The sequence below is a fragment of the Mariniphaga sp. genome, from assembly GCF_041687215.1.
In the GTDB taxonomy this organism is placed as follows: Bacteria; Bacteroidota; Bacteroidia; order Bacteroidales; family Prolixibacteraceae; genus Mariniphaga.
Genome location: NZ_JAWLCI010000035.1, coordinates 26,750 through 51,864, shown reverse-complemented (window position 1 = coordinate 51,864; position 25,115 = coordinate 26,750). Strand labels below are relative to the sequence as shown.

The window sequence follows — 25,115 nt, the reverse complement described above, 5'->3', positions numbered from 1 at the left end:
CTAACAAGTCAGGAGGGGAAAAATTCGTAGCTGGGATTTTCTATTGGTTTCAAAATATTTTACTGCAAAACTTGCCAAGTGCACGAATTTCTCCTCCCGGATAGGAGGAGTGGCTTCGTCGAATGACGAAGACGAGGTGGTTTTTCTTTTTTACAAATTCTCCTTAATATACTCCATCACCTCCAAAAAGGTGCCCACATAAAACTCATCCCGGTGTTCATTCAGGTATTGCAGCAGTTCCCGGTGCTCTTTTGCGCCCACATTCAAATATCCGCCGCCCACACTGTGAAACATAAAAACTGCAATCGTGCCGTTTGCTTTGGCTTCTTCCACATAAGCAATCAGGTCTTCGGTTTTATGGTCTTCCACCATCCAGCTTGGAATTTTGTAAACATTGTAGCCTTCCATGGTTTTGGGGATGGGCCCGTCGGCGCGGGCGGCAGTAAAAAGCGGCTGAATGTCATCCGAAAATTCGTTGTCGCCAATGGCAACATTGCTGCAGGTGTAGGCGAAAGTCCGGTTCTCTTTTCCATCGATGGCTTTGAGCAGGGTACTCGCTGTTTTCAGTTCGGCCAACAGTTGTTCCATGGTATATTTGTTCAAATCATACTCCGGTTTTACCCAGTCGAACTGTTCTCCGCTGCACGGATGAAAAAGCGTGTGGTTGCCCAGTTCGTGGCCGTTTTGGGAAATTTTGCGCCAGTCGTCGGTCCGGTTGTACAAACTTTGGGAATTGCCGGTACAGTAAAACGTTCCTTTAAACCCAAATTCATCCAGTTGCGAAACAGCCACATCGAGGTGGCAATCCAGCCCGTCGTCGTAAGTAAAAACAACTGCGGCTTTGGCGTTGTTGGGCCAGGAGAACTGGGCTTTGGCGATTTTCGAAACTGAAATTATCAGGAAAACAACAAAAGCAAAATGAACAATTCTTTTCATCGCAAATAAATTTGGTTTATTCAAAAATAAGAAGTTTTACCTTCAAACAATTATTATTCAGAAACAAACCCCACCGCCGCTTTAACCCCATCGGCAGCGCTTGAAATAATGCCGCCGGCATAACCGCTTCCTTCGCCTACGATGAAAAGATTTTCAAATCCTTCGCACTTGCCATTGGGCTGGCGCAACACCTGCACCGGCGAGGAGGTTTTGCTTTCCAGTCCCAGCAAATTTCCGGTTTCAAACCCTTTTATTTTGCGGATAAAATCAGCTAAACCTGCCTGCATGGAATTTACAATGGTTGCAGGAAGCAGTTCCCACAATGGTGCTGCCACCAAACCAAGCGGGTAGCTGCTTTCAAAAGTGGATTTCCGGTTCTGCTTTTTCAAAAATCCGGTAATGCTGCACGCGGGTGCGCGGTAATTTCCCGTGTGCCGATAAAAGGCCAATTCCAGATTCTCAACCATTTCGAGCGCTTCCAGGGGCGAAACAGTTTTCCCGGCCAGCTCGTCGGGATGCACACCGGCCACGCAGGCTGCGTTGGCAAATTGCCCGTTGCGGCGGTAGTAGCTCATTCCGTTTACAATGTTGGTTTCGGGGTAGGCTGCGGCAGGAACCACGGTTCCACCAGGGCACATGCAAAACGAAAAAACCGGATGGTTGCCGTCAGCCTGTGAGGTGAGCCGGTATTCGGCTGCTTTTAATCCCGGCAGTTTTTCGTGCCCCCACTGTGCAAGATTGATAATTTCCTGCCGGTGTTCCATACGACTGCCAATGGCAAAATTTTTGGTGCGAAACGGAACACCGCGTCGCATGAGCATCCGGTAGGTTTCGTAAGCCGAATGGCCAGGCGCAATAAACAACGCACCCACCGACAAAATACCCCGCGAAGTAACCACTTCGGTAACTTTAGCGTTTTTCACTTTAAAGTCTTCCAGCATGGTTTCAAAAAGCACCTGCCCTCCTAAATCCTCAAAGTGCAGGCGCAGGTTTTTTACAATTTCCCGCAGGTTGTCGGTTCCCAAATGCGGGTGGGCCAGATACGCAATTTCCTCTGGCGCCCCGGCTTTGATGTAATTTGAAAGGATGAACTGTTTTTCGGCTGAAATGTGTTTGGAGCGCGAGGTGAGTTTCCCGTCGGAAAACGTGCCGGCACCTCCTTCGCCAAAAGCGTAGTTGTTTTTGGGGTCGAAAAATCCGGTTTGCTCGAAATGGGAAACTGCCCGACTGCGGGTTTTTACTTCCGAGCCACGTTCGATGAGCGTTACCTGAAAACCGGCCTTTTGCAACACCAGTGCTGCAAAAAATCCGGCAGGCCCGCTCCCCACCACTACCACCGGAAACGACCGCTTTTTAAACGGGATTTCCAGCATTTTTTGTTTTGGGGGTTCTCCTCCTTTTATTTCAGGCGAACTCACTTCCACCCTTATTTGCCACGAAACCTTAGGTTTATGCCGTGCATCCAGACTTTTGTGTTCCACCTGAAACGAAAAATTGCGGATGCGCAGCATTTTACCTATCCGGTTCCGCAGTTGCTGTTCGGAATACCCCGTGGGCAGTTTTAATGTTATTGATTTGAATCCCATTCTTTGCCGTTAAATCCCCAGCGAATATTGGGTAAAATGATTAATTCAATCATAAATCTTTACTATTTTGACTCAAAAATTGCAGGAAAGCTTCTCCCCGTTCTGTAATTTGATACTGCTGTTTGGAACTATTGGGTTTGTCAGGAATAGTCATCTGAATAAACGCTGTATCCAAAAGCGGATTAATAAATTTATTTCTGAATTTAGTTCTGTTGCTCCATTTGATTTGTTTCATTATTTCCTGAACAAATTGCGGTTTTTTGCAAAAATCCAATATCTGAACAACTTGGTCCCAACTTGGTTTCGACTTGGTCCCGACTTGGTCCCGACTTAGTGCCGACATAGTGCCAGCTTGGTCCCGACTTGATCCCGACTTGGTCCCGACTTGGTCCCGACTTAGTCCCAACTTAGTTCCAAAGGTACTAAGTACTTTTTTAAACTCCTGCTGTAACTCTGACTGTAACTCTGGCTGCGACTCGTTCGGTTGCTGGTAATTTTTCCTGACAAAAGTTACCCTGAAAGCAATACCCGGCTCTTTCCAACTCAGTTCAATCTCAGGATATTTTTGCAATTCTTCTTTAATCAACTTCAATCCGTTACCCCATTGCTCAATAATTCCAAGGCGTTTAAAAACCGGGGCTAACGTTTTGTTTCGAATGTCGGATTGCCCGGATTCCATGTCGCTGAAATCAACAGATGGCATCAATTTTCCCGGGCTGGTAATTTCAATTTTATCATCGAAAATGGCAATCTTAATGTCTTTACCTGTTAAAGAATAATCACGATGGATAATTGCATTCCGGATTACTTCGCGAATGGCTATTACGGGATATTCCCAACGGTCGTTACGGTAAACCCCTGTGTAATCGGTGGATCCTTGCGAAATATGACGCAATACAAACTGGTAAGCCTGTTCAGCTTGTAACCCAATGCTGTTGCCAATAGATTTCTGATCAATAAAATTTCCCGGAGCTGAGCCTTTAAACCGGGCACATTCCATTTTTGCATAAGGGAAAAGCTGCTTCCTTAACTTATCGTCCGACAGTAAAATCAAGGCATTGGTTGGTAGTTCTTTTCCCTGTTCATTTTTAAACAATTCCAGTTTGGAGAGTATCTGCCTGGTAAGTTTTTCCCCGGTTTTTTCAAGAAACAATTCTTCAAAAAATTGGAGATTAATTTCATCAACAGTCTTTTGAAAAACCAATTCGCTGTCGAAAGAAATATTTTGTTTCTGCCGTTCGAGTTCTGCAATGATTTCACATGATGCCTGGCGATTTGTTGAACCCACACGGATAAAAGTCCCTGTATCAATTCCTTTACTTTTCAGGAAATAAGGAGGCGAGCTTCCTTTATGAATTTTTACAACAATAACATACCTGCCATTGTGATTTTGAAAAAGTATTTCAGGCAGAATAATTGGAACACACTGGTCGTGAATAATGCTACTGATTTTTTCTTCAAGTTCAATCAACCGTTCTTCATCAATCCCAACAACCTCACGCGGAGAATCCTGAATGCCCAGATACAACTCTCCACCAGCATCATTGGCAAAAGCAATAATTGTTTTTGCCAACTCAGTGCTTCCAGGTAATGAAGCTTTAAACTCAAGCCTCCTGCCTTCGGGTTGATTTACTATTTCCTTGAGTTTCGGCATTTTTTGTATTTAACTCAAAATTTCAATGTCTTCAGTTTTTTAATTCACGAAAAATACAAATTTAAGCAAACCAAATGATTCTTGTAACGAATTACCTCCTTCAGGCGTCTCATAAAATAAAGAAAACAGAAAGCAATATCTGCATTCGATCGGCAAAACGGGAAAATCAGGTTTTCACATAAAAAATCAGGTTGTTGGTCGAATAAATTAGGATAGTAGCACAGAAAACAAAGATTTTTATACTGACAATGAAAACAGAAAAGCTATGATTCGTTTAAACAATGTACACAAATCGTATGGCAATGGCAGTAATTCGCTGCATGTGCTCAAAGGTATCGATTTAAAAATTGACCAGGGTGAATTTGTATCCATTATGGGCTCTTCCGGCTCGGGTAAATCCACACTTTTAAATATTCTGGGAATTCTCGATAATTACGACGAAGGCTCCTACTACCTGAACGGCACCCTCATTAAAGATATGTCGGAAAAGCAGGCTGCCCGGTTGCGTAACGAACTGCTGGGGTTTGTTTTCCAGTCATTCAATTTAATTTCGTTTAAGAATGCCATGGAAAACGTGGCATTGCCGCTTTACTACCAGGGTGTGAACCGTAAAAAACGAAACAAAATTGCGCTGGAATACCTCGAAAAACTGGGACTGCTCCCATGGGCTACACACATGCCCAACGAACTTTCTGGCGGACAAAAACAGCGAGTGGCCATTGCCCGGTCGTTAATTACCCAGCCCAAAATAATTGTGGCCGACGAACCCACCGGAGCGCTCGACTCCAGTACATCGTATGAAGTGATGGAAATTCTGAAAGAAATTAACGACGACGGCATTACGGTAATTATTGTAACTCATGAACATGATATTGCCGCCATGACACAAAAAATTATCCGACTGAAAGACGGTGTAATTTCAGAAATCATTAAAAACGGCGAGCTGAAAGAGTGGAAACACCAGTACCAGAAAGAACTGGAGATTGCATGAAGAAGCAGGAAGCTCGAAGCACGAAGACTGAAGTTGGAAGTAGGAAAAATGTCAAACTTTGAACTCTGAACTTTAAACTTTAAACTATTTACAGCAATGTTCGACATCGACAAATGGCAGGAGATTTTTGCCACTATCAAAAAAAATAAAATGCGCACCTTTCTCACCGGCTTTTCGGTGGCCTGGGGAATTTTTATGCTCATGATTTTGCTGGGCGCCGGAAACGGACTGAGTAACGGTGTGGCACAAAACTTTATGCGCGATGCCGTTAACGCCATGTGGTTGTGGAGCGGACGTACCAGCATTCCGTATCAGGGAATGAAGGAAAACCGGCAAATTCAATTCACAAACGCTGATTATGATTTGATAAGAGAATTGAATGGAATCGAACACACATCAGGCAGGTATTTCATTTCCGGAAACCGGTTTGCCTACGGTAACGAGTTTGGCGAATACACAGCCATTACCTGCCATCCCGAATTAAAAGATGTGGAATCCATTGAAATGACCAGCGGACGGTTCATAAATGAGCTGGACATTCGGGAAGCGCGCAAATCGGTGGTTCTTGGAAAAGACATTTACGATGCATTGTTTAAGGGGCAGGAAGCCCTTGGAGAATATGTAAAAATCAACAATGTGCCATTTAAAGTAGTTGGAATTTGTCTTGAAGGTGGAGGAACCCGTCACCGGAACGCCTACATCCCGGTTTCAACCGGACAAAAAGTATTTAACGGGGCCAACCGTCTTCATAATTTTGCATTGACAATAAACGCCAATTCTATTGAAGAAAGTAAACTCATTGAGGACCGTGTTCGTTCAACATTGGCGCGCAAACACAAATTTGATGAAACTGACCGTGCTGCTTTGGGATCATACAATAAGCTGGAAAACTACCTGCAAACCATGCGCATTTTTGAAGCCATAAAAATATTCATCTGGATTATTGGCGCCGGGACGCTGATTGCCGGGGTGGTTGGGGTAAGCAACATCATGCTGATTGTGGTGAAAGAACGCACCAAGGAAATCGGGATCCGCAAAGCCATTGGCGCCAGTCCGGCATCGGTTGTTGGATTGGTTTTGCTGGAGTCGATTCTGATTACCACCATCGCCGGCTACATTGGCCTTGTTTTGGGAACCGGATTGATGGAAGGACTGAACTTTTTTGTGGAACAGCAGTATGCTGCTTCGGCAGCATCGAATGGTGGAAACGGAGATATCATTTTCAGAAATCCTACTGTAGATTTGAATATTGCTGCAACCGCTACCATGCTCCTGGTTTTTGCAGGCGCTGTGGCCGGGTACATTCCGGCCAAACGGGCTGCACGCATTAAACCCATTGAGGCGTTGAGGGATGAATAGAAGAGAGCCCCTCCCAACCCTCCCCAAAGGGGAGGGCTTCAGGGCTTCAACAGTGAAAATTACAAAAAGATGAAAAACAATAAATAATTACAAATTAACTAATCCCCCTCCTTTGGAGGGGTTAGGGGAGGCTAACAGATGTTTGATTTAGACCTTTGGAAAGAGATAATTGATGCACTGAAAAAGAACAGGATGCGCAGTTTTATGACCGCCTTTGGGGTGTTCTGGGGAATATTTATGCTCATCATCATGTCGGGAGCGGGCCGGGCGCTGGAAAACGGAATTATGGACGGCATTAAAGCGTTTGCCACCAACTCTGCCTTTTTCTGGACTGAACGTACCAGCAAACCGCACGAAGGATTTCAACGCGGAAGAAGGTGGGATTACAAAAATGCCGACATACAATACATCAGGGCAAATATTAAGGATGTGGAATACCTCTCTCCACGACTTTTCGGGCCCAATACATACGGAGGCGACAATACAGTCAGGGGCATAAAAACAGGTGCGTTCAATATTTATGGCGACTATCCCGATTTTTACAAAATTGACCCGTGGACTCCAATTAAAGGCCGGTTGTTGAATGAAATAGATATTCTGCAAAACCGGAAAGTTTGCATTATTGGCGAACGGGTTGCAGAGGTTATGTTTACCGAAAATGAAGATCCCATAGGCGAATACCTGAAAATTAACGGAGTATATTTCCAGGTTGTGGGGGTAGTGCATCCCGAAACGCGCATAAACATTGGCGGCGGACAAAAAAATGAAGCAATAATGATTCCGTTCACTACCATGCAACGCACCTACAACATGGGCGATGTGGTACACTTTTTTTCAGTTACTTCCCAACCCGGAATTCCGGTAAGCAAACTCGAAGAACGGCTAAAAGAATTACTGAAAAACCGCCACCACATTGCACCCGATGATCTTCAGGCTATTGGTTCTTTTAACATAGAAGTGGAATGGAAAAAATACAATGCTTTATTTAACGGAATTCAAATCCTTACCTGGATTGTAGGAATAGGAACTTTGCTGGCCGGAATCATTGGTGTAAGCAATATTATGATGGTCATCATCAGGGAACGTACGCAGGAAATCGGCATCCAGCGGGCCATTGGTGCAACTCCCGGGAAAGTGATGCTGCACATTGTTATGGAAAGTGTGTTCCTCACCGTTTTGGCCGGATATATTGGCCTTGCCCTGGGAGTTGGCTTGCTGGAACTGTTGGGCATGGCGCTGGATACCAACACCGAAGAAATGTTTTTTCGCCGACCTGAAGTTAGTTTCAAAATGGCTGTTTCAGCATTAACTGTATTGGTTTTTGCCGGAATTTTTGCCGGAATGATTCCCGCTCGCAGAGCTGTTAAAATAAAACCCATCGACGCCATCAGAGAAGAAAAATAAAACAGAAAACAAAACAATAAAAAACAAAATGCCATGAAATGAGCCATCAGTTAAATTCATTAAAAGTGAAACCGTTGTTTGGCGAATTCCATCGAATACCATTGAAAACAATTAAATAATAATGAGATGAAAAAAGTATTCAGAATTTTAGGAATTGTAATTTTAATAGGGGCTTTCGGGGGAACCCTGTTTTTCCTCTACAACAAATCAAAAAAGAAACCGGATGTATTCGAAACGAAAAATCCGTTTGTAAGCAATGTAATTAAAAAAACCGTTGCCACCGGTTCGGTGGTTCCGCGGTTCGAAATCGACATTAAACCACAGGTTTCAGGAATAATTGACGAACTTTTTGTGGAAGCCGGCGACAAAGTGGAAAAAGACCAGGTGGTTGCCCGCATCAAAATTATTCCAGACATGGTGACGCTCAACACAGCCGAAACCAGGCTTAACCGTGCAAAAATCAATTTCGAGGATTCCAAAAACGATTTCGAACGCCAGCAAGGACTTTTCGACAAAAATGTAATTTCGTATGAAGAGTATAAAAATGCCAAAGTGGCTTACGATTCGGCCAAAGAAGAACTCACCGCTGCAGAAAACAATCTGGAATTAATTAAAAACGGTGTAACAAAAAAGGCAGAAACCACTACTAATACGCTTGTGCGTTCAACAATTACAGGAACCGTGCTGGATGTTCCGGTTAAAGTGGGCAACTCGGTTATTCAGTCGAACACGTTTAACGATGGTACCACCATTGCTACCGTGGCCAACATGAACGATATGATTTTTGAAGGCAAAGTAGATGAAACCGAAGTGGGAAAAATACGTTCCGGAATGCCCATTGAACTGGAGATTGGCGCCATTGAGAAAGAAAAATTTTTGGCTGAGCTGGAATATATTTCACCAAAAGGGGTGGAAGAAAACGGTGCCATTCAGTTTGAAATTAAAGCGAGTGTTCAACTATTGGAAGGCCAGTTTATCCGTGCCGGATACAGTGCAAATGCCAACATTGTACTCGACAGAAAAGACAGCGTTCTGGTTATTCCTGAAGGCTTACTGAAGTTTGAAAACGATTCGTCGTTTGTTGAGGTTCAAACCACAATGGAACAGCAGTTTGAAAAACGATTCGTGCAAACCGGCCTCTCCGATGGAATTAACATTGAAATTACTGAAGGACTGAATAAAGACGAAAAAATTAAAGGCGAAAAAATCGATCCGAAAAAACTAAAAGAAGAAAAAGCAAACAAGGGATAACCAATTAACATTGGACTATTAATTTAGCCTGAAATAAAACATTATAAAAATGAAGAGCACAATTGGATTTTTAACAGGGATATTTTTTATGTTTTCCGCACAGGTATTGCATGCTCAAAACACATGGTCGCTGCAGGAATGTGTTGATTATGCGCTGGAAAATAACATTCAGATAAAACAGCAGGGTTTAAACACCCAATACAATGAAAACTTAGTTCATCAGGCCAAATCGGACCGGTTGCCCAATTTGAATGCAGGTGCGTCCAACAATTACAGTTTTGGCCGCTCGCTGAACAACGATAACGTTTACGAAAATGTAAACTCTACGCAACTCAACGGGTACCTTCAGTCAAGTGTTACTGTTTTTAACGGTTTTACCCTGCAAAATACAGTAAAGCAAAACGAACTCGATTTGCAGGCAGCCATGCAGGACATGCAGAAAGCCAAAGACGATTTAATTCTGAACATTGCAGCGTCATACCTCGAAATCCTTTTTGCCGAGGAATTAACATTGATTGCTGAAGCCCAACTGGAAGTAACAAAACAACAAATTGAGCGCACCCAAAAACTTGTGGATGCCGGTAGTCTGGCACGCGGTGCCCTGCTCGAAATTGAGGCACAACTGGCACGCGAAGAATTGCAACTGGTAAACGACCAGAACCGGGTGCAGCTTGCTTACCTCAATCTTTATCAGTTGCTGGAGTTGCCGGTGGAAAAAAGCTTTAAAATTGAGCAGCCCAAACTTCCTGAAATAAAAGCCAACGTTTCCATGTCCAATTCGTTCGATGTATTTCAAAATGCCATGCATGTTCGTCCTGAAATAAAAGCTGCCCAACTTCGGGTGGAAAGCGCCAGGCGTCAACTTGATATTGCCAAAGGGTACAACTACCCTACCTTAAGCCTTGGCGCAAGTTACAACAATCAGTATTTTAATATTTTGAACAGCGAATTCCAACAACTTTCGTTCAGCGAACAAATAAAAAGCAACAGCCGATATGGTTTTGGGTTCAATTTGAATATACCCATTTTCAACCGGTTCCAGGTAAAAAACGGCATTTCGAATGCCAAATTGCAAATTGCCGATTACGAATACCGTTTGCAAACAGCCCGCAATGTTTTGCGTAAAGACATTGAACAAGCTTACACCAATGCACTTGCAGCGCTTAACCGGTATGTTTCAAGCGAACAGGCAGTAAAATCAACCGAAGAAGCTTTTCGGTATGCCGAGGAGAAATTCAATGTGGGAATGATGAATACCGTTGAATACAACCAGAGTAAAAATTACCTCACTGTTGCCCAGTCTGAATTGCTACAGGCCCGGTACGAATACATTTTCAGGGCAAAAATTCTGGATTTTTACAACGGGGTGCCGATAGAGTTATAGAAGGTGGCAAACCAAGTTGATGAGTTAGCAGTAAATTCAATAATCCTCCGGCCTTCCGTCAACTGACGGACCACTCTCCTTTAGAAAGGAGGATGCTCTTTATTCAACTTTCTGAGTTATATTGAAGCTCATCCGCGGATAATGGGATTATCTTATTTAAACATATACCAATTTTGAACATTGGTAGCATAAATTTTATCAACCACCTCTTTGGGAAGTTTCAGGCCGCGAAACTCACCATCAATGAGGCTGCTGGTCATTTTATTATCAGTCGCCAAATATTCCCAGTCGTTAAGCCAGGTTTGGTGCATCCGGTTCTGAAAGGCCACTTTATCCTGGCCACGATCAATGATGTCAGTGCCGTACATCAGGCGGTCCTGGTAGTTAATGAAAAACTCGCGGACTTTTTCCCGGTTTTCTACCGTTTGATAAAATAGCTGACCCATGCGGGCTGCCATGTCCATGGAAGCATTGGGGAAACGGTCGAGGAACGAGGCCATTTCATCCACGCTCCACTCCAGACTTGCCAGGTGGCACCCGATAAAAATCAGGTCGGGATGTTTTTCCAGCATGCGGTCGCGGGCAGCCATTTGTTCTTCATACGAAGGAAATTCAGGATGGAGATACATGTGGTACTGCGGATTGTTTGCAAAATAGTTGCTGTCGTTTTTGGTGGTCATTTCTTCCAGCGGCAGCCAACAGTTTTTAGGTTCGCCCAGATGCCCCACCAACGGAATTCCATTGTCGGCAAGGTGTTTAAAAACCGGATCAAATTGCGGGTCGTCAATCATTATCAACAAACTGTCTTTATCGCGAAATTCCATGCCAATGTTTTTCCACACTTTCACGGCAATGGCGCCATCAGCAACACATTGGTCAATCCAGGAAATGGTGTTTTCCACCCAACCCGGTTCGTCCCAGCCATCCAAACAAAAGGTTGTTGTGAACTCTGTCGTTTCCGGATATGTCTGCTTCAGGGTTTTCAGCCACTGATGCGCCTCAACTACGCGTTCGCAACCACCTGAATATGTGTTGATATTCAGCAGCCTGAAATTGTCCTTTTTCGCCTGTTCCACTGAATTTTCATCATCGGTATAAATATGATAATGAGAGTCAATTTTTTTTACTTTCGAAAAATCTTCCAAAGAATAATAGTTTTTATTCTGACAGGAAAACAGGGCAACGCTTGCCACTAAAAAGAAAACAAAGTGAATCTTCATAATAAATTGTTTTGATTTAATGGGTTGAAGTTAATAAAAACAAAAAAAATCCTTCATCTTGTGCCCAAATTTTAAGAAAATTTCCAGGTTGGTTACTTTTGCAATGAGCTTTAAAAACAAAAAAATGATAGAAATTTTAAGAAACCGCCGAAGTATCAGAAAATATACGAATCAACCTGTTGAAAAGGAAAAGACTGAAATTCTAAAAGAAGCCGTTTTGCGATCGCCCTCTTCCAAAAACATCAATCCGTGGGAATTTATTTTTCTAACTAACCCGGGTACCATTCAAAAATTGAAAGACTGTAAACCGCACGGGACAACTCCTTTGGCAACTGCACCTTTGGCTGTTGTAATTTGTGCCGACGAAACGAAAAATGATGTGTGGATTGAAGACTGTTCCATTGCATCCATTTTACTGCAACTCACAGCACAGACACTTGAACTGGGCAGTTGCTGGATTCAAATACGCAACCGCCAACATTCCGAAACTATTTCTTCGGAAAAATATATTCAGAAATTGTTGGATATTCCTGAAAATTTCAGGGTTTTGAGTATAGTTACTATTGGTTACCCGGCCAATAAAAGAAGTGGAAAACCTTTTGCAGAACTTCAGTTTGAGAAAATTAGAACAAACCGCTTTTAGTTTAACTCATACCACTTGGTTTTAACCAGGAATATTCCGGCTCCCAACCCGGGGTATGAAATATAAGTGTCCAAAGCTTCAGCATAATCTATGGCGTTGTTCTTCAGGTATTCGTGCAACTTGGTATAATTTGCAATGGCAAAGTCAATCGGGTAGCCGGCAATGATTATATTGTAAAAAGCTTCTAATTGCTCATTGGCGGAATTTTCAATCGTATATTTAACGAACTTGAATTTATTCGGGGTTAAAAGCGATTTTATTTTCGCATAATAATTTAAAGTCGTATCGGGTTTCATCTTTCTGCATTTATAATTCGAGGCTAAATTATTGGATTGCAGGCATTGAATCTCCCTACAATTTGCTGGAATTTGGTGGATGAATCCCTTATTTTTTATCAGCAATTAACTGATAAATGAACCGGTGCAAGGTAATTATTGCGGATGCTTTTCTCAGCAGGTAGCTTCAGAATCTTCAATAATTACTAAAAGAAATCTTCAAAATCGGAAGGCATATTTTGCTGATTTTCACCGTCGCAGTCGAGGTTAATATTAAAATTATCCGGTCGTTTAAAACTCATATCCTCAGAATAACCGAGTGTGGGATCGGCAAGAACCTTTTTATAGAAATATCCCCAGATGGGCAAAGCCATATTGGCACCCTGCCCCGAAGAAATGGTACGAAAATGAATGCTTCGCAGATCGGCCCCGGTCCAAACACCGGCGGTCAACCGGGGTGTTGTACCAATAAACCAGCCGTCGGAATGATTCTGTGTAGTTCCGGTTTTTCCGGCAATGGGCATGGTAAATTTTCCATATCCGTCGCGGTTTCGCAATCTTATCCCGGTACCTTCGTCAATCACTCCCTGCAACAGGTTCACCATCAGATAGGCCGTTTGCTCATCAAATGCCTCGTGACGTTCAGGCTGGAAGGTTGCAATCACGTTTCCGTAGCGATCTTCAATTCGGGTAACAAAATAGGGTTTTACGTAAACACCTTGATTGGTGTAAGTATTAAATGCGCCCACCATTTCGTAAAGAGTTATATCAGAAGTTCCCAAAAACAAGGAAGGCACCGGATCGATGAAACTGTAAACTCCCATTCGTTTCATAACCTCAGTTACTGCACGAGGATTAAACTGTTTCATTACCCAGGCCGAGATTTTGTTTCGGGAATTTGCCAGACCCCATTTCAGGGTAACCAGCTTTCCTTCATTTTCCTCATCAAATTCGGCATCTTTTGGTTCCCAAATGGTTCCGTCGTGCATCTGAAACTGTTGGCTTACATAAGGAACCTTGGTGCAAGGTGTGAGGCCATTTTGCATGGCCAGGGTATAAAGAAAAGGTTTTACCGTTGAACCAACCTGCCGTTTTCCTCCCTTCACCATATCATACATAAAATACTTATAGTTTGGGCCACCCACATATGCTCTAACTTTTCCGGAATGGGTCTCCATGGCCATAAATGATGACCGGAAATGCCGCAAATACCATTTAATAGAATCCAAAGGTGACATGATGGTATCGATTTCACCTTTCCAGGAAAAAATGGACATGTCAACCGGTTGCCTGAAATTCTCCTTAATTTCATTAAAACTTTTTCCCTGGTTGTTTAACACTCTGTACCGCTCGCTTCGTCTGATTTCCCGGTTAAGTAAATCCTCAACCTCGCCAGCAGTCATATTGTTGGCAAACGGAGGATTGTTCAGGTAACTCATTCCGCCGTCAAATTCGGGCTGAAGATTATTTTTTAAATGATATTCAACCGATTCTACCGCATATTGCTGCATTCTCGAATCGATGGTGGTAAAAACGCGTAGTCCGTCGGTATATAAATCGTAGTTATTGCCGTCGGGTTTGGTGTTTTTGTTGCACCATCCGTAAAGCGGATTGGTTTCCCATTCCACTGAATCTTCTCTGAAGGTTTGCATTTGCCACGAGGCATAATTACTTTTTTCCGGCTTTTTTGCAGTTAACGAAAGTCTAAGGTACTCGCGAAGATAGGGTGCCGGACCGCTTTTATAGTCAACTTTCTGAAACATTAAATCGAGGGGAAGTTGTTTTACAGAATCCCGTATAGCTTTTGAAATGTAACCATATTTTGCCATTTGATTCAACACCACATTTCGTCGGTTCAAAACCAGTTCAGGCCGACGAACCGGATTGTACAGCGACGAATTCTGGGCCATTCCCACCAACATGGCTGACTGGTGCATTTGCAGCGAATCGGGCGGAATGCTGAAATACACCTGCGCTGCCGACTTTACTCCAACCGCCAGGTTCAAAAAATCGTATTTATTCAGATACATTAAAATAATTTCCTCTTTGGTATAACTGCGCTCAAGCTTTACAGCAATTACCCATTCCTTAAACTTGCGAAGTGCCAATTCGATTGGGCCCGATAAATCTTGACGGGGAAATAACATTTTTGCCAACTGCTGGCTGAGGGTACTTCCACCTCCCGACCTTGAATCTCCTGTAATTATTCCTTTAAATACACGTACCAATCCACGAAGGTCTATTCCGGAATGTCTGTAAAACCTGACATCTTCTGTGGCAATTAGTGCGTCTATTAAATGCTGTGGAAGATTTTCGTAATTAACATAGGTGCGGTTTTCGTGAATAAAATATTTATCGAGTACTTTCCCGTCCTCCGAAAAAATTTCAGAAGCAAGAACATTTGGTGGATTTTCCAGCTCTTCAAAAGTGGGCATAAATCCTAAATTTCCTTTGGCAATCATAATAAACAGGAGTGCAACCCCTGCAACACCAAGTAAAAACAATGCCCAAAACCCAACAATGTATTTTTTCCAGTTTCGCTTTTTTTCTTTCTTCATGAAAAACATGATTAAATAATGCCACAAAGATAAATTTTTCCGGGGTGGAACCAATGAAATAAACGGTTCCAGGTAGTGTTATATTTTATTTTTTCACAAATAATTAAATCATTTTCAAATAAATAGATTTAAAATAAACAAATTAAATTTTGAACTTAGCGATTCATTTTCTTTAATTTGCAGAAATTTTCATAAAAGGAATTAAAGTTTATGCAAGAAAATCTTGTGATAGTAGAGTCGCCGGCAAAAGCAAAAACCATTGAGAAATTTTTGGGAAAAGGATACACGGTAACCTCGTGTATGGGGCACATCCGCGATTTGGAGAAAAAAGATTTTGGAATTGATTTGGAAAAGAATTACCAGCCCAAGTATGTAATTACCCCCGACAAGAAAAAAATTGTAACCGATTTAAAAAAACTGGCGAAGGATGCGCAAACGGTTTGGCTCGCATCCGATGAAGACCGTGAGGGAGAAGCCATTGCATGGCACTTAAAGGAAGTTTTGAAGCTCGATCCGAAGAAAACCAAACGGATTGTTTTTCATGAAATTACCAAAGAAGCTATTCAGCGAGCCATTGAAAACCCACGTTCGATTGACGACAATCTGGTAAATGCGCAACAGGCCCGCCGGGTGCTTGACCGCATTGTGGGATTTGAAGTATCGCCTGTTTTATGGAAAAAAGTGAAACCTGCTCTTTCGGCAGGGAGGGTGCAATCTGTGGCTGTGCGCCTAATTGTTGAGCGCGAACGCGAAATAATCAATTTTAAAAGTGAAACCTGGTTCAGAGTTACCGGTACTTTTTTGGCGAAAGATGAAAACGGAAATCCGGCAGAACTGAAAGCTGAATTAAACAAACGCTTTTCAACAAAAAAGGAAGCTTACGCTTTTCTGGGAAAATGCCAGTCAGCCGAATTTTCGATTGCCGATGTGGTAAAAAAACCAGCCAAACGTTCGCCTGCTCCACCATTTACTACATCTACATTACAACAGGAAGCCAGCCGAAAGTTAAACTTCTCGGTTGCACAAACCATGTCGGTTGCCCAGCGCCTTTACGAAAGCGGGAAAATTACATACATGCGTACCGATTCAGTAAATCTTTCCGGGTTAGCAATAAATACAACCAAGCAAAAAATTACAGAATTGCATGGTGAAAACTATGTGAAAATTAGAAAATACAGCTCAAAATCGAAAGGGGCACAAGAAGCGCACGAAGCCATCAGGCCAACGTATATGAGTAATGAAACGGTGAGTGGTTCAGCCCAGGAACAACGACTTTACGAACTCATTTGGAAACGCACCATGGCCTCGCAAATGGCTGATGCCAAACTGGAAAGAACCAATGTAACCATTTCGGTTTCAACTGCACCCGAAGTATTTACAGCATCTGGTGAAGTAATTATTTTCGATGGATTCCTGAAAGTTTACATGGAATCGACCGACGATGAAAATGGAAACGTTCCTGCGGGTCAGGAAATTATTCCTCCCTTAAAAGCTAAAGATAATCTTCGGATGACTTCCATTCTGGCTACACAACGCTTTTCGCAGCGTCCTCCGCGTTACACCGAAGCTTCGCTGGTTAAAAAGCTGGAAGAACTGGGCATCGGCAGGCCGTCAACTTACGCACCCACCATTACCACCATTCAAAACCGCAATTATGTGGTAAAAGAAGACAGGCCGGGCCTTGAAAGGGAATTTGATGTAGTTGCACTGAAAGCCGGCAAAATTTCAGAAAAAACAAAAACAGAAATCACCGGCGCAGAAAAAACCAAACTTTTCCCAACCGATATTGGCATGGTTGTCAACGACTTCCTGATGGAAAATTTCGAACAGATTATGGACTTCAACTTCACAGCTCTTGTTGAAAAAGAATTTGACGATATTGCAGAAGGGGACCTGGTTTGGAATGAAATGATTGATAAATTTTACCAGCCATTTCATGGTCAGGTGGAAGATGTGCTTAAAAATTCTGAACGCTCCAAAGGTGAACGTATTCTCGGCAAAGATCCCAAAACCGGCAAACAGGTATCGGTAAAAATTGGCCGGTACGGACCGGTGGCCCAGTTGGGAGAAGCCTCATCGGAAGAGAACGACGAAAAACCACAATTTGCCAGCCTCCGCACCGGGCAACATCTGGAAACCATTACCCTGGAAGATGCACTCGAATTATTCAGACTTCCGCGTGACCTGGGAGAATACGAAAACAAAAAAGTAACCGTAAGTATTGGGCGTTTTGGCCCTTACATAAGGCACGACAATAAATTTGTTTCGCTCAGCAAAGAAGATGATCCGTTTACAGTTGAACTTGACCGGGCTGTTGAACTGATTGAAACAAAAAGGGAAAAAGACCGGAAGGCAGTCATTAAAACTTTCGATGAAGAGCCCGACTTAACTGTGCTGAATGGCAGGTGGGGTCCCTACATTTCTTTCAAAAAGAAAAACTACAAAATTCCGAAAAAGGTGAAGGCAGAAGAACTTTCACTCGAAGATTGTAAAAAAATCATTGACGAAGCTCCTGAGCCAAAAACAAAGCGGGGACGGAAAAAGAAATAAACGAAAACAAAGGCAGATGTTTTATCATTTGCCTTTATTTTTGCAAAAAATGAAAGTATGAATTTGCCCGACTATTTTGAACCAGTTGATTTTGCAGCAGTTGCAGCAGGAACCAATCCTCTGGGAAAATATTCCCTGGGGCCGGAAATAGAAAAAACCACACTAAAATTTGTGCAATCAAATCTTTCCAACATTGATGCAGCAATTATTGGTGTACCGGTTGAAAACGGAGAACCTCAAAAAAACGGAACTCCCGATAAAATAAGAACGGCACTATATAAACTGGCTGCATTCGACAATAATTTGATTATTGCTGATTTGGGAAACCTGAAACCGGCAACAAGTGCAAAAGGAACTTTTCTGGCCCTCAGAGACGTAATTGAGTACCTTCGCGAAATAAATGTTGTAACAGTAATTCTGGGCGGAAGCCAGGATTTAACAACAGGAATTTGTGAAGCATTTAAAAATGAACGTTTTTTCTGGCTGGCTACGGTTGATTCCATTCTTGATATTAAAAAAGGAACCGAAAAGTTCAATTCAACCAACTACCTTACCCGCGTTTTTAAAAACCTGCCCAACCTTTTTCATTTCAGCCTGATAGGTTACCAAAACCATTTGGTTGGCGAAAAACTGATTTCACAAACCAGGGGAATTGGCGACCATCTCAGGTTGGGTCAGCTTAGAAATGATTTTACCAACGCCGAACTTTTATTGAGAAATGCCAATGTAGTGTCTTTCGATATGGAGGCAATTAAATTCACTGATGCACCATCAACACTGCAACAAAATCCGAACGGTTTACGCAGCGACGAAGCCTGCCAGTTGGCAAGGTATGCCGGATTAAGTACAAAACTTAATGTTTTTGGTCTCTTTAATATGTTTGAAAACACAAAAAGCACAAACTGTACAACAATAAACCTCGGTGCCGAAATTATCTGGTATTTTTTGGAAGGATTAGCCGGAAGAACAATTCCGGGAGAAAAAACGGTTTACAAAGTGGCGATTGACGGATTGGAACACCCGGTTATTTTCAGGCACGAAGAGGAAACCAACCGCTGGTGGTTCGAGGTTCAATCCATTTCAGGCGAAACACTTGAAGTGGCATGTACTCAAAAGGAATATCAGAAAGCTGCTGAAAATGAAATACCGGGCAGATGGCTCAAATTCGTTCAAAAAATGGACGGGTTATCAAAATAATACCAAAATGACAGCGTTCATTGCATACCAGGTTAACAGAAGTTTGTTACAAACAACAATTTTTTATTTCTTTAGCCTGATTTGCAAATTTATTATGGCGCATCCAAAAAGATGTATGAAATGAGCATGAGAATAAAAATTTACATCACAACAGACAATAATAGCCTAATGCGAATTCCATGTGTTACCACAGAAAATTAACAATTGTAAACACATGAAAAAAATTATTTCTTTTATATATTTGCTGTTGCTTATAAAATTAGCAGCTTTAGGCCAGATAGATCCGCAATTTACAAACAACATGTTTTACAAATTGGGAGTAAATCCAGGATATTCAGGTGCTGAAAATGCTTTAAGCGGACTAATTTTAAATCGATATCAATGGGAAGGTATGAAAGGGGCCCCAAAAACACTGGTGTTTAGTGCAGATGCTGCAATTAATGCTTTTGGCGCCCCCGGAGGCCTTGGAATAAATATTATTAGCGACCAGTTGGGAAATGCAAAAAACATATTGATAAACGGAAATTATGCATACCGGGCAGAGTTGAGTTTTGGAACGCTCGGCATAGGGGTTTCACTTGGATTATACAATCAGGGATATAACGGCGAATGGGAAATTCCGGAAGATGATTTGGGATTAACCACTCAACCCGGTTCCGACCCTGGAATACCTCAGGGAGAAGCCAGCCAGTTGGCATTTGATGTGGGCAGCGGATTTTACTTAACATCCAATCAATATTTTTTGGGAATATCGGCTACCCATATCAATCAGGCATCTATTGAATATGATGAAACAGCAAGAGGCTACTTAACCAGACACTATTATTTAATGGGTGGATACAATATTAAAATGGCTGATCCGTTATTTGAGTTGCGGCCATCGTTTTTGTTTAAAACCGATGTGGCAACCTGGCAACTGGATTTAAATGCAAATATTGTATATGATGACAGGTTTTGGGGAGGACTCTCCTACCGAATTCATGATGCAGTTGCCCTTTTGATGGGACTTGAACTGGCCAATGGGTTAAAAGTAGGTTATTCCTTTGATTTGGTTACTTCTGCCATCGGGTACTACGGGTTTGCCTCGCACGAATTATTTATTGGTTATTCAGTAAATTTGGAACGAAACCGGAACCAGAAATATAAAAGTATTAGATTTTTATAAAGAAAGCCATATATTTGAGCTATGAAAAAACTTCTTTTAATCGCAATTGCACTCTTAACCCTGTTTAGTTTTACAGGTTGCAATACCTCCGGAAACGGAGAATTAATAGGTGTGCAAAACAGACCCAAATGGCGGGAAACCCAACCCTACGGAATGGTATATATTCGCAGGGGAAGTTTCAATATCGGCCCAAGTGATCAGGATCCTGCCATGGCAGGTATTCCAACCAAAACAGTTTCTCAGGAAGCTTTTTGGATGGATGACACCGAAATTACCAACAACGAATACCGCCAATTTGTAAGCTGGGTAAAAGATTCGACAGCCCGCAGGATGTTGGGAGACCAATACCCCGAGTTTCTGATAACGGAAGACAGGAACGGAACTCCGATTGACCCGCCAAGAATTAACTGGCGCGAAAAAATTGACTGGAGTGATCCGGATTACCAAATGGCCATGGAAGATTTGTTCATTCCCGAAAACGAACGTTTTTTCGGCAAAAAAGAAATTGACACCCGAAAACTTGTTTACGAGTATTGGTGGATTGATTTGCAGCAGGCTGCCAAAAGGTCAAACAGTTATAACTTCGAAACGCAACGTTACGAAGGAAGTGTTTACGACAGCCAGGGCGAATTAAGACCTATAGATAACAGATCGGCATTTATTATGAACGATCAGGTTCAGGTATATCCTGACACGCTGACCTGGATCCGGGACTTCACCTATTCATATAACGAACCCTGGGCCACCCGTTATTTCTGGCACCCCGGCTTCGACGAATATCCGGTGGTGGGAGTTACCTGGAAACAGGCGCTGGCATTTTGCAACTGGCGCACAAAAATTCAATCCGATTACCTTACTACCAAAAGGCAACCAACGCTCCAGGCCTACCGCCTGCCAACTGAGGTTGAGTGGGAATATGCAGCACGCGGTGGTAAAGATTTTTCCATGTACCCATGGGGAGGATATTACACCCGCGACGATGACGGCGTATTTCTGGCCAATTTCAAACCATTGCGCGGTAATTATGTAGAAGACGGCGGAATTTCATCCATGAAAGTAGGCAGTTACGAACCCAATGAATATGGTATTTACGACATGTCGGGGAATGTGGCCGAATGGACTGAAACGGCATACGACGAAGCCGGGTACAGCTACTTTAGCGATTTAAACCCAACTTTTACCTACAACGCAAAACCGGACGATCCACCTGTAATGAAACGGAAAGTTGTGCGCGGAGGTTCGTGGAAAGACATTGCCTATTTCACCCAGGTTTCAACACGTAGTTTTGAATACCAGGATTCAACCAAGTCCTTTATTGGATTTCGTTGTGTCAGATCAACTTTTGGTGAAGAATTTAATTAATAATTTACTAATCTTTTTACCTCTATAAGATGAACATCGGAGAAATTTTTAAAACAAAGCGCTGGAAAACATTTATGGGTTATGTTTATGGTTGGGGTGCCTCAGTTGTAATGATTGGGGCATTGTTCAAACTCCAGCACTGGCAGTATTCAGGCCTTCTGCTTACCATTGGTTTGATGACTGAAGCTTTCATTTTCTTTTTGTCTGCTTTTGAACCCCCACTCGAAATGCCTGAATGGTCAAAAGTATATCCGGAATTGCGTGACGACTACGAACTGATGGAACTGGAAGAATACAGCAGGAAAGGAAAGAATGGATTCGACCAATTGCTTTCTTCATCCGAAATTTCACCTGAATTATTGGATAAGGTAGGGAAAAGTCTCACTGATTTAACGAGCGCTGCCCGCGGTATCAGCGATATTTCAACGGCAACACTCGCCACTGATATGTATGTCAAAAACCTGAGTTCAGCCTCTGAATCAATGAATTCGTTTGCTGAAATTAACAAACGGGCAAACGAATCAGTTAATGCATCAGTTGAAAAGCTTATTCATTCTTATTCAAATGCATCGAAACAACTTAGCGAGACCGGAAAAACTGCCATTGAAAGGTTGCATAGCAGCAGCGAAGATTTTTCCACAAAACTGCAAGAAACCGGGAACAAACTTTCGGAAACCGTAAATGGCGCATCCAGTTCCTTTACTTCCGAACTGAAAAACATTGGTGAAAATTCCAAAGTTTACTCTCAGAATCTTGAAAAGCTGAATCAAAATGTTCATGCACTGAACGAGAGTTTTGCAACGCAACTTAAAGGAACCAAATCGCAGTTTGAAATCAGCCAAAAATTCAACCAGGATATTTCACAAATGAATGAAATACTGGCCTCATCGGTTTCTGAATTACAGAAATATAAAGAAAATGCCGAGCAACTAAACAAACATCTGGAAGCACTCAATACCATTTATGGAAATATGTTGGGTGCACTGAGTTACAAAAAGTAATAATTTGAAGTAACTGAATTATGGGTTCAAAGAATTGTCCGGAATCACCGCGGCAAAAAATGATAAATATGATGTACCTCGTGCTCACCGCAATGTTGGCTTTAAACGTTGCGACTGAGGTACTTGAAGCATTTAGGGTGGTGGACATCAGCCTGCTTCAAACACTTGAGACAGTGGACATGAAAAATGCGCAGGTGTATGCCCGATTCGAACAGTCTTTTGCTGAAAACGAAACCAGAGTGAGAGAATGGAAAGATAGAGCTGACATTGTTAAAACACAAACCGACAGCTTAATTGCTTTTATTGGAACCATAAAAAAAGAAATGGTTATTCGTTCGGGTGCATCACCTGTAACCAGTGAGGATCCTCTAATATCTGATGAGTTTTTTCTGGCTACCAATGAGAGTGATACGCTTCGGATTTCAAAAGCAGACGATCTGAATGTCCCTTCTGAATATATGATTACACAGAAAAAAGCAACAGAATTAAAAGAGGAAATAGAAAATTACCGCTCTACACTTATTTCACTTATTGATGATTCTGACGAAGACTTAAGAAATACCATATTAAGTTCTCTCGACACCTCTGATCCTCCTATCAATTTAAAAGAAGGTGGCGAAAATAAATCGTGGGAAACCGAGCGTTTTCTCGACAAACCTCTGGTAGCTGTTCTTACCCTGCTGTCTAAAATTCAAATCGACGTTAAAAATTCGGAAGCAAACCTCATTAATTATTTGTTTTCACAGATTGACGCCGGCTCTTTTTTATTCAACAAACTGGGCGCAAGGGTTATTCCAAACTCAAGCATAGTTCTGCAGGGTGATGAATATATTGCAGAAGTTTTTCTGGCTGCCGAAGATACCACACAACAACCGGAAATATTAATTAACAACAGGCCGGTTCCGGTGCAGGATGGGAAAGCAACTTACAGGATTAAAACTTCAGAGCCCGGAGTATTTAGCTGGAGTGGCCTGATTAAGTATAAAACACCTGCCGGAATAATTAAAAACTATCCGTTCAAACAAGAATACCAGGTTACTCAACCCAGTGTTACCATGTCGGCAACCAACATGAACGTATTTTACCGGGGTCTGGATAATCCGTTCGATGTAGGTGGCGGTGGAATTCCGCAAGAGAACCTTGAAGTTACCATGACCAACGGAACAGTTCAGAAAAGAGGCGATGCCTTCATCATTAAACCCAATGAACTGGATGAACTTGGCCGAAGAACAACCGTTTCCGTTCATGCCAATATTGGAGGTGAAAGACGGTTGCTTGGCACTTCAAGCTGGCGCGTTAAAAGAGTTCCCGACCCTGTTGCACAGGTTGCAGGACAAACCGGGGGGAACATTCGAAAAGAACGCCTTTTGGTAGAAGATGGAGTTATGGCTGTACTCGAAGATTTTGACTTCGATTTCAGATATACCGTTACCCAGTTCAGGGTTGAAATTTCAGCAGCAGGCGGTTATATCAACTTTTTTGATAGTAACTCAAACCGGTTTACAGAAGAACAAAAAGACCAGTTTAGAAGACTCAATCCAAATAATGTAATTTATATTTCAAACATCAGGGCAATTGGTGACGATGGTACTACACGCGATCTCGATCCAATTCCGTTTAAAATACAATAAAAATGAGGAAGTTAATTGTTAAAATAGGATTTCTGGTTATAGTACTTTCCCTGATGGGAAAAAGTACAGATGCTCAAATTGTAAACGGGGCATATCAAAAATCAGACATGTTTCAGAAAAAACCTATGCCGCTTCCAACAGTGAGGGAAGCCGATGTTTTCTGGTCGAAACAAATCTGGCGGATTATTGATCTCAGGGAAAAAATGAACCTTCCGCTGTATTATCCAACCACAGAAATGGATGGCAGGGTAAATCTGATAAATCTGCTTCTTGAAGGAATTCAAAATGGTCAGATTACACCTTATGACGCCCGTTTGGACGACGACTTTAAAGTGCCCATGACTTACGAACAGGTGCAGGAAGCATTTGGTGCGGAAGAGTCCACAGAAGAAACTATCGATTTCGATACAGGGGAACGCAAAACTGTTACCATTCAGGGAGAAGTCAGACCAGGTGAAATCAAACAATACATGATTAAAGAAGAATGGTATTTCGATAAACAGGCGTCTTCACTGAATGTTAGAATTATTGGGATTTGCCCCATTCGTGAATTCGTCCGCGAAAACGATGAATCAACTCAGGTGCAGCGGCAAAAAGTATTTTGGGTGTATTATCCTGAGGTTCGCGATCTGATGGCCACCAACCTGGTTTTAAATCCTTACAATCAGGCTCAGTCTATGTCGTTTGACGACCTTTTCATTAAAAGGTTCTTTAACAGTTATGTTGTAAAAGAATCTAATGTTTATAATAACCGCGATATAAGTGCTTATTTGAGTGGTAAAAATGCCATGCTTGAATCAAAACGAATTGAAAGTGAAATGTTCGATTTTGAACAAAATCTTTGGGAATATTAAAATTTACGATATGTAAAGTATGGGGATGTTACAAAGAATTTTTGAACATCCCTGTTTTTTTAATTTTTATCAGAATATTTTCAACGAAATAAAA

The 25,115-nt window shown here is 42.2% G+C and carries 19 protein-coding genes; 13 read left to right on the top strand and 6 right to left on the bottom strand.

From position 1 onward, the window contains the following. Positions 1-150: 150 nt before the first annotated feature. The 3 genes from ACESMA_RS13040 to ACESMA_RS13030 are packed head-to-tail and all read right to left on the bottom strand — an operon-like array spanning position 151 to position 4,176. Positions 151-936 (bottom strand): polysaccharide deacetylase family protein, encoded by a 786-nt coding sequence (locus tag ACESMA_RS13040; RefSeq protein ID WP_372949274.1) that lies wholly within the window; start codon positions 934-936, stop codon positions 151-153. Positions 937-989: 53 nt separating this feature from the next. Further along, entirely contained in the window at positions 990-2,522 is a 1,533-nt protein-coding gene (locus ACESMA_RS13035; protein WP_372949273.1) for an NAD(P)/FAD-dependent oxidoreductase, read from the bottom strand. 49 nt (positions 2,523-2,571) lie between these two features. Further along, positions 2,572-4,176, bottom strand: coding sequence for an ATP-binding protein (locus tag ACESMA_RS13030; protein ID WP_372949272.1), 1,605 nt, complete (start codon positions 4,174-4,176; stop codon positions 2,572-2,574). A 265-nt stretch (positions 4,177-4,441) separates the two neighbouring features. Here ACESMA_RS13030 and ACESMA_RS13025 point away from each other — a divergent pair, with 265 nt between their 5' ends. From ACESMA_RS13025 to ACESMA_RS13005, 5 genes are all read left to right on the top strand, one after another. Next, positions 4,442-5,167, top strand: coding sequence for an ABC transporter ATP-binding protein (locus tag ACESMA_RS13025; protein WP_372949271.1), 726 nt, complete (start codon positions 4,442-4,444; stop codon positions 5,165-5,167). 96 nt (positions 5,168-5,263) lie between these two features. Next, positions 5,264-6,526, top strand: coding sequence for an ABC transporter permease (locus ACESMA_RS13020; RefSeq protein ID WP_372949270.1), 1,263 nt, complete (start codon positions 5,264-5,266; stop codon positions 6,524-6,526). A 138-nt stretch (positions 6,527-6,664) separates the two neighbouring features. Continuing rightward, entirely contained in the window at positions 6,665-7,930 is a 1,266-nt protein-coding gene (locus ACESMA_RS13015) for an ABC transporter permease (protein WP_372949269.1), read from the top strand. Positions 7,931-8,056: 126 nt separating this feature from the next. Beyond that, positions 8,057-9,181 carry an efflux RND transporter periplasmic adaptor subunit gene (locus ACESMA_RS13010; protein ID WP_372949268.1) on the top strand — a complete coding sequence of 375 codons (1,125 nt, stop codon included), beginning with the start codon at positions 8,057-8,059 and terminating at the stop codon, positions 9,179-9,181. Positions 9,182-9,230: 49 nt separating this feature from the next. Beyond that, on the top strand, positions 9,231-10,565 hold the full coding sequence (locus tag ACESMA_RS13005; protein ID WP_372949267.1) for a TolC family protein: 1,335 nt from the start codon (positions 9,231-9,233) through the stop codon (positions 10,563-10,565). Positions 10,566-10,717: 152 nt separating this feature from the next. On the opposite strand, the gene ACESMA_RS13000 is transcribed toward ACESMA_RS13005, so the two are convergent. Beyond that, positions 10,718-11,785 (bottom strand): amidohydrolase family protein, encoded by a 1,068-nt coding sequence (locus ACESMA_RS13000; RefSeq protein WP_372949266.1) that lies wholly within the window; start codon positions 11,783-11,785, stop codon positions 10,718-10,720. 124 nt (positions 11,786-11,909) lie between these two features. Here ACESMA_RS13000 and ACESMA_RS12995 point away from each other — a divergent pair, with 124 nt between their 5' ends. Further along, positions 11,910-12,428 carry a nitroreductase family protein gene (locus ACESMA_RS12995; protein WP_372949265.1) on the top strand — a complete coding sequence of 173 codons (519 nt, stop codon included), beginning with the start codon at positions 11,910-11,912 and terminating at the stop codon, positions 12,426-12,428. Here the strand turns inward: ACESMA_RS12995 and ACESMA_RS12990 are convergent. Both ACESMA_RS12990 and ACESMA_RS12985 read right to left on the bottom strand, forming a co-directional pair. Continuing rightward, positions 12,425-12,724, bottom strand: coding sequence for a hypothetical protein (locus ACESMA_RS12990; protein ID WP_372949264.1), 300 nt, complete (start codon positions 12,722-12,724; stop codon positions 12,425-12,427). The two genes, ACESMA_RS12995 and ACESMA_RS12990, sit on opposite strands and share 4 nt — an antisense overlap. A 185-nt stretch (positions 12,725-12,909) precedes the next feature. Then, positions 12,910-15,261 (bottom strand): transglycosylase domain-containing protein, encoded by a 2,352-nt coding sequence (locus ACESMA_RS12985; protein ID WP_372949263.1) that lies wholly within the window; start codon positions 15,259-15,261, stop codon positions 12,910-12,912. 210 nt (positions 15,262-15,471) lie between these two features. On the opposite strand from ACESMA_RS12985, the gene topA reads away from it, so the two are divergent. From topA to gldN, 7 genes are all read left to right on the top strand, one after another. Further along, entirely contained in the window at positions 15,472-17,811 is a 2,340-nt protein-coding gene (gene topA, locus ACESMA_RS12980) for a type I DNA topoisomerase (protein WP_372949262.1), read from the top strand. Positions 17,812-17,868: 57 nt separating this feature from the next. Beyond that, complete coding sequence (locus tag ACESMA_RS12975; protein ID WP_372949261.1) at positions 17,869-19,008, top strand: arginase family protein; 1,140 nt, start codon at positions 17,869-17,871, stop codon at positions 19,006-19,008. 214 nt (positions 19,009-19,222) lie between these two features. Next, on the top strand, positions 19,223-20,173 hold the full coding sequence (locus tag ACESMA_RS12970) for a type IX secretion system membrane protein PorP/SprF (RefSeq protein ID WP_372949260.1): 951 nt from the start codon (positions 19,223-19,225) through the stop codon (positions 20,171-20,173). A 21-nt stretch (positions 20,174-20,194) separates the two neighbouring features. Beyond that, the gene (locus ACESMA_RS12965; RefSeq protein ID WP_372949259.1) at positions 20,195-21,535 is read left to right on the top strand and encodes an SUMF1/EgtB/PvdO family nonheme iron enzyme; all 1,341 of its coding nucleotides are present in this window, start codon (positions 20,195-20,197) and stop codon (positions 21,533-21,535) included. A 29-nt stretch (positions 21,536-21,564) separates the two neighbouring features. Further along, a complete protein-coding gene (gldL, locus tag ACESMA_RS12960) occupies positions 21,565-22,536 on the top strand; it encodes a gliding motility protein GldL (protein ID WP_372949258.1) in 972 nt (323 codons plus the stop codon). 20 nt (positions 22,537-22,556) lie between these two features. After that, complete coding sequence (gene gldM / locus ACESMA_RS12955) at positions 22,557-24,167, top strand: gliding motility protein GldM (protein WP_372949257.1); 1,611 nt, start codon at positions 22,557-22,559, stop codon at positions 24,165-24,167. A gap of 2 nt (positions 24,168-24,169) precedes the next feature. After that, positions 24,170-25,021, top strand: coding sequence for a gliding motility protein GldN (gldN, locus tag ACESMA_RS12950; protein ID WP_372949256.1), 852 nt, complete (start codon positions 24,170-24,172; stop codon positions 25,019-25,021). Positions 25,022-25,115 lie beyond the last annotated feature (94 nt).

What these genes read in the sequence shown, in the direction of transcription:
- topA (WP_372949262.1), top strand. Translation starts at nt 15,472, where the DNA reads ATGCAAGAAAATCTTGTGATAGTAGAGTCGCCGGCAAAAGCAAAAACC.
- ACESMA_RS12975 (WP_372949261.1), top strand. Translation starts at nt 17,869, where the DNA reads ATGAATTTGCCCGACTATTTTGAACCAGTTGATTTTGCAGCAGTTGCA.
- gldM (WP_372949257.1), top strand. Translation starts at nt 22,557, where the DNA reads ATGGGTTCAAAGAATTGTCCGGAATCACCGCGGCAAAAAATGATAAAT.
- gldL (WP_372949258.1), top strand. Translation starts at nt 21,565, where the DNA reads ATGAACATCGGAGAAATTTTTAAAACAAAGCGCTGGAAAACATTTATG.
- gldN (WP_372949256.1), top strand. Translation starts at nt 24,170, where the DNA reads ATGAGGAAGTTAATTGTTAAAATAGGATTTCTGGTTATAGTACTTTCC.
- ACESMA_RS13005 (WP_372949267.1), top strand. Translation starts at nt 9,231, where the DNA reads ATGAAGAGCACAATTGGATTTTTAACAGGGATATTTTTTATGTTTTCC.
- ACESMA_RS13030 (WP_372949272.1), bottom strand. Translation starts at nt 4,176, where the DNA reads ATGCCGAAACTCAAGGAAATAGTAAATCAACCCGAAGGCAGGAGGCTT.
- ACESMA_RS12985 (WP_372949263.1), bottom strand. Translation starts at nt 15,261, where the DNA reads ATGAAGAAAGAAAAAAAGCGAAACTGGAAAAAATACATTGTTGGGTTT.
- ACESMA_RS12995 (WP_372949265.1), top strand. Translation starts at nt 11,910, where the DNA reads ATGATAGAAATTTTAAGAAACCGCCGAAGTATCAGAAAATATACGAAT.
- ACESMA_RS13015 (WP_372949269.1), top strand. Translation starts at nt 6,665, where the DNA reads ATGTTTGATTTAGACCTTTGGAAAGAGATAATTGATGCACTGAAAAAG.
- ACESMA_RS13020 (WP_372949270.1), top strand. Translation starts at nt 5,264, where the DNA reads ATGTTCGACATCGACAAATGGCAGGAGATTTTTGCCACTATCAAAAAA.
- ACESMA_RS13035 (WP_372949273.1), bottom strand. Translation starts at nt 2,522, where the DNA reads ATGGGATTCAAATCAATAACATTAAAACTGCCCACGGGGTATTCCGAA.
- ACESMA_RS13040 (WP_372949274.1), bottom strand. Translation starts at nt 936, where the DNA reads ATGAAAAGAATTGTTCATTTTGCTTTTGTTGTTTTCCTGATAATTTCA.
- ACESMA_RS13025 (WP_372949271.1), top strand. Translation starts at nt 4,442, where the DNA reads ATGATTCGTTTAAACAATGTACACAAATCGTATGGCAATGGCAGTAAT.
- ACESMA_RS13010 (WP_372949268.1), top strand. Translation starts at nt 8,057, where the DNA reads ATGAAAAAAGTATTCAGAATTTTAGGAATTGTAATTTTAATAGGGGCT.
- ACESMA_RS12990 (WP_372949264.1), bottom strand. Translation starts at nt 12,724, where the DNA reads ATGAAACCCGATACGACTTTAAATTATTATGCGAAAATAAAATCGCTT.
- ACESMA_RS12965 (WP_372949259.1), top strand. Translation starts at nt 20,195, where the DNA reads ATGAAAAAACTTCTTTTAATCGCAATTGCACTCTTAACCCTGTTTAGT.
- ACESMA_RS12970 (WP_372949260.1), top strand. Translation starts at nt 19,223, where the DNA reads ATGAAAAAAATTATTTCTTTTATATATTTGCTGTTGCTTATAAAATTA.
- ACESMA_RS13000 (WP_372949266.1), bottom strand. Translation starts at nt 11,785, where the DNA reads ATGAAGATTCACTTTGTTTTCTTTTTAGTGGCAAGCGTTGCCCTGTTT.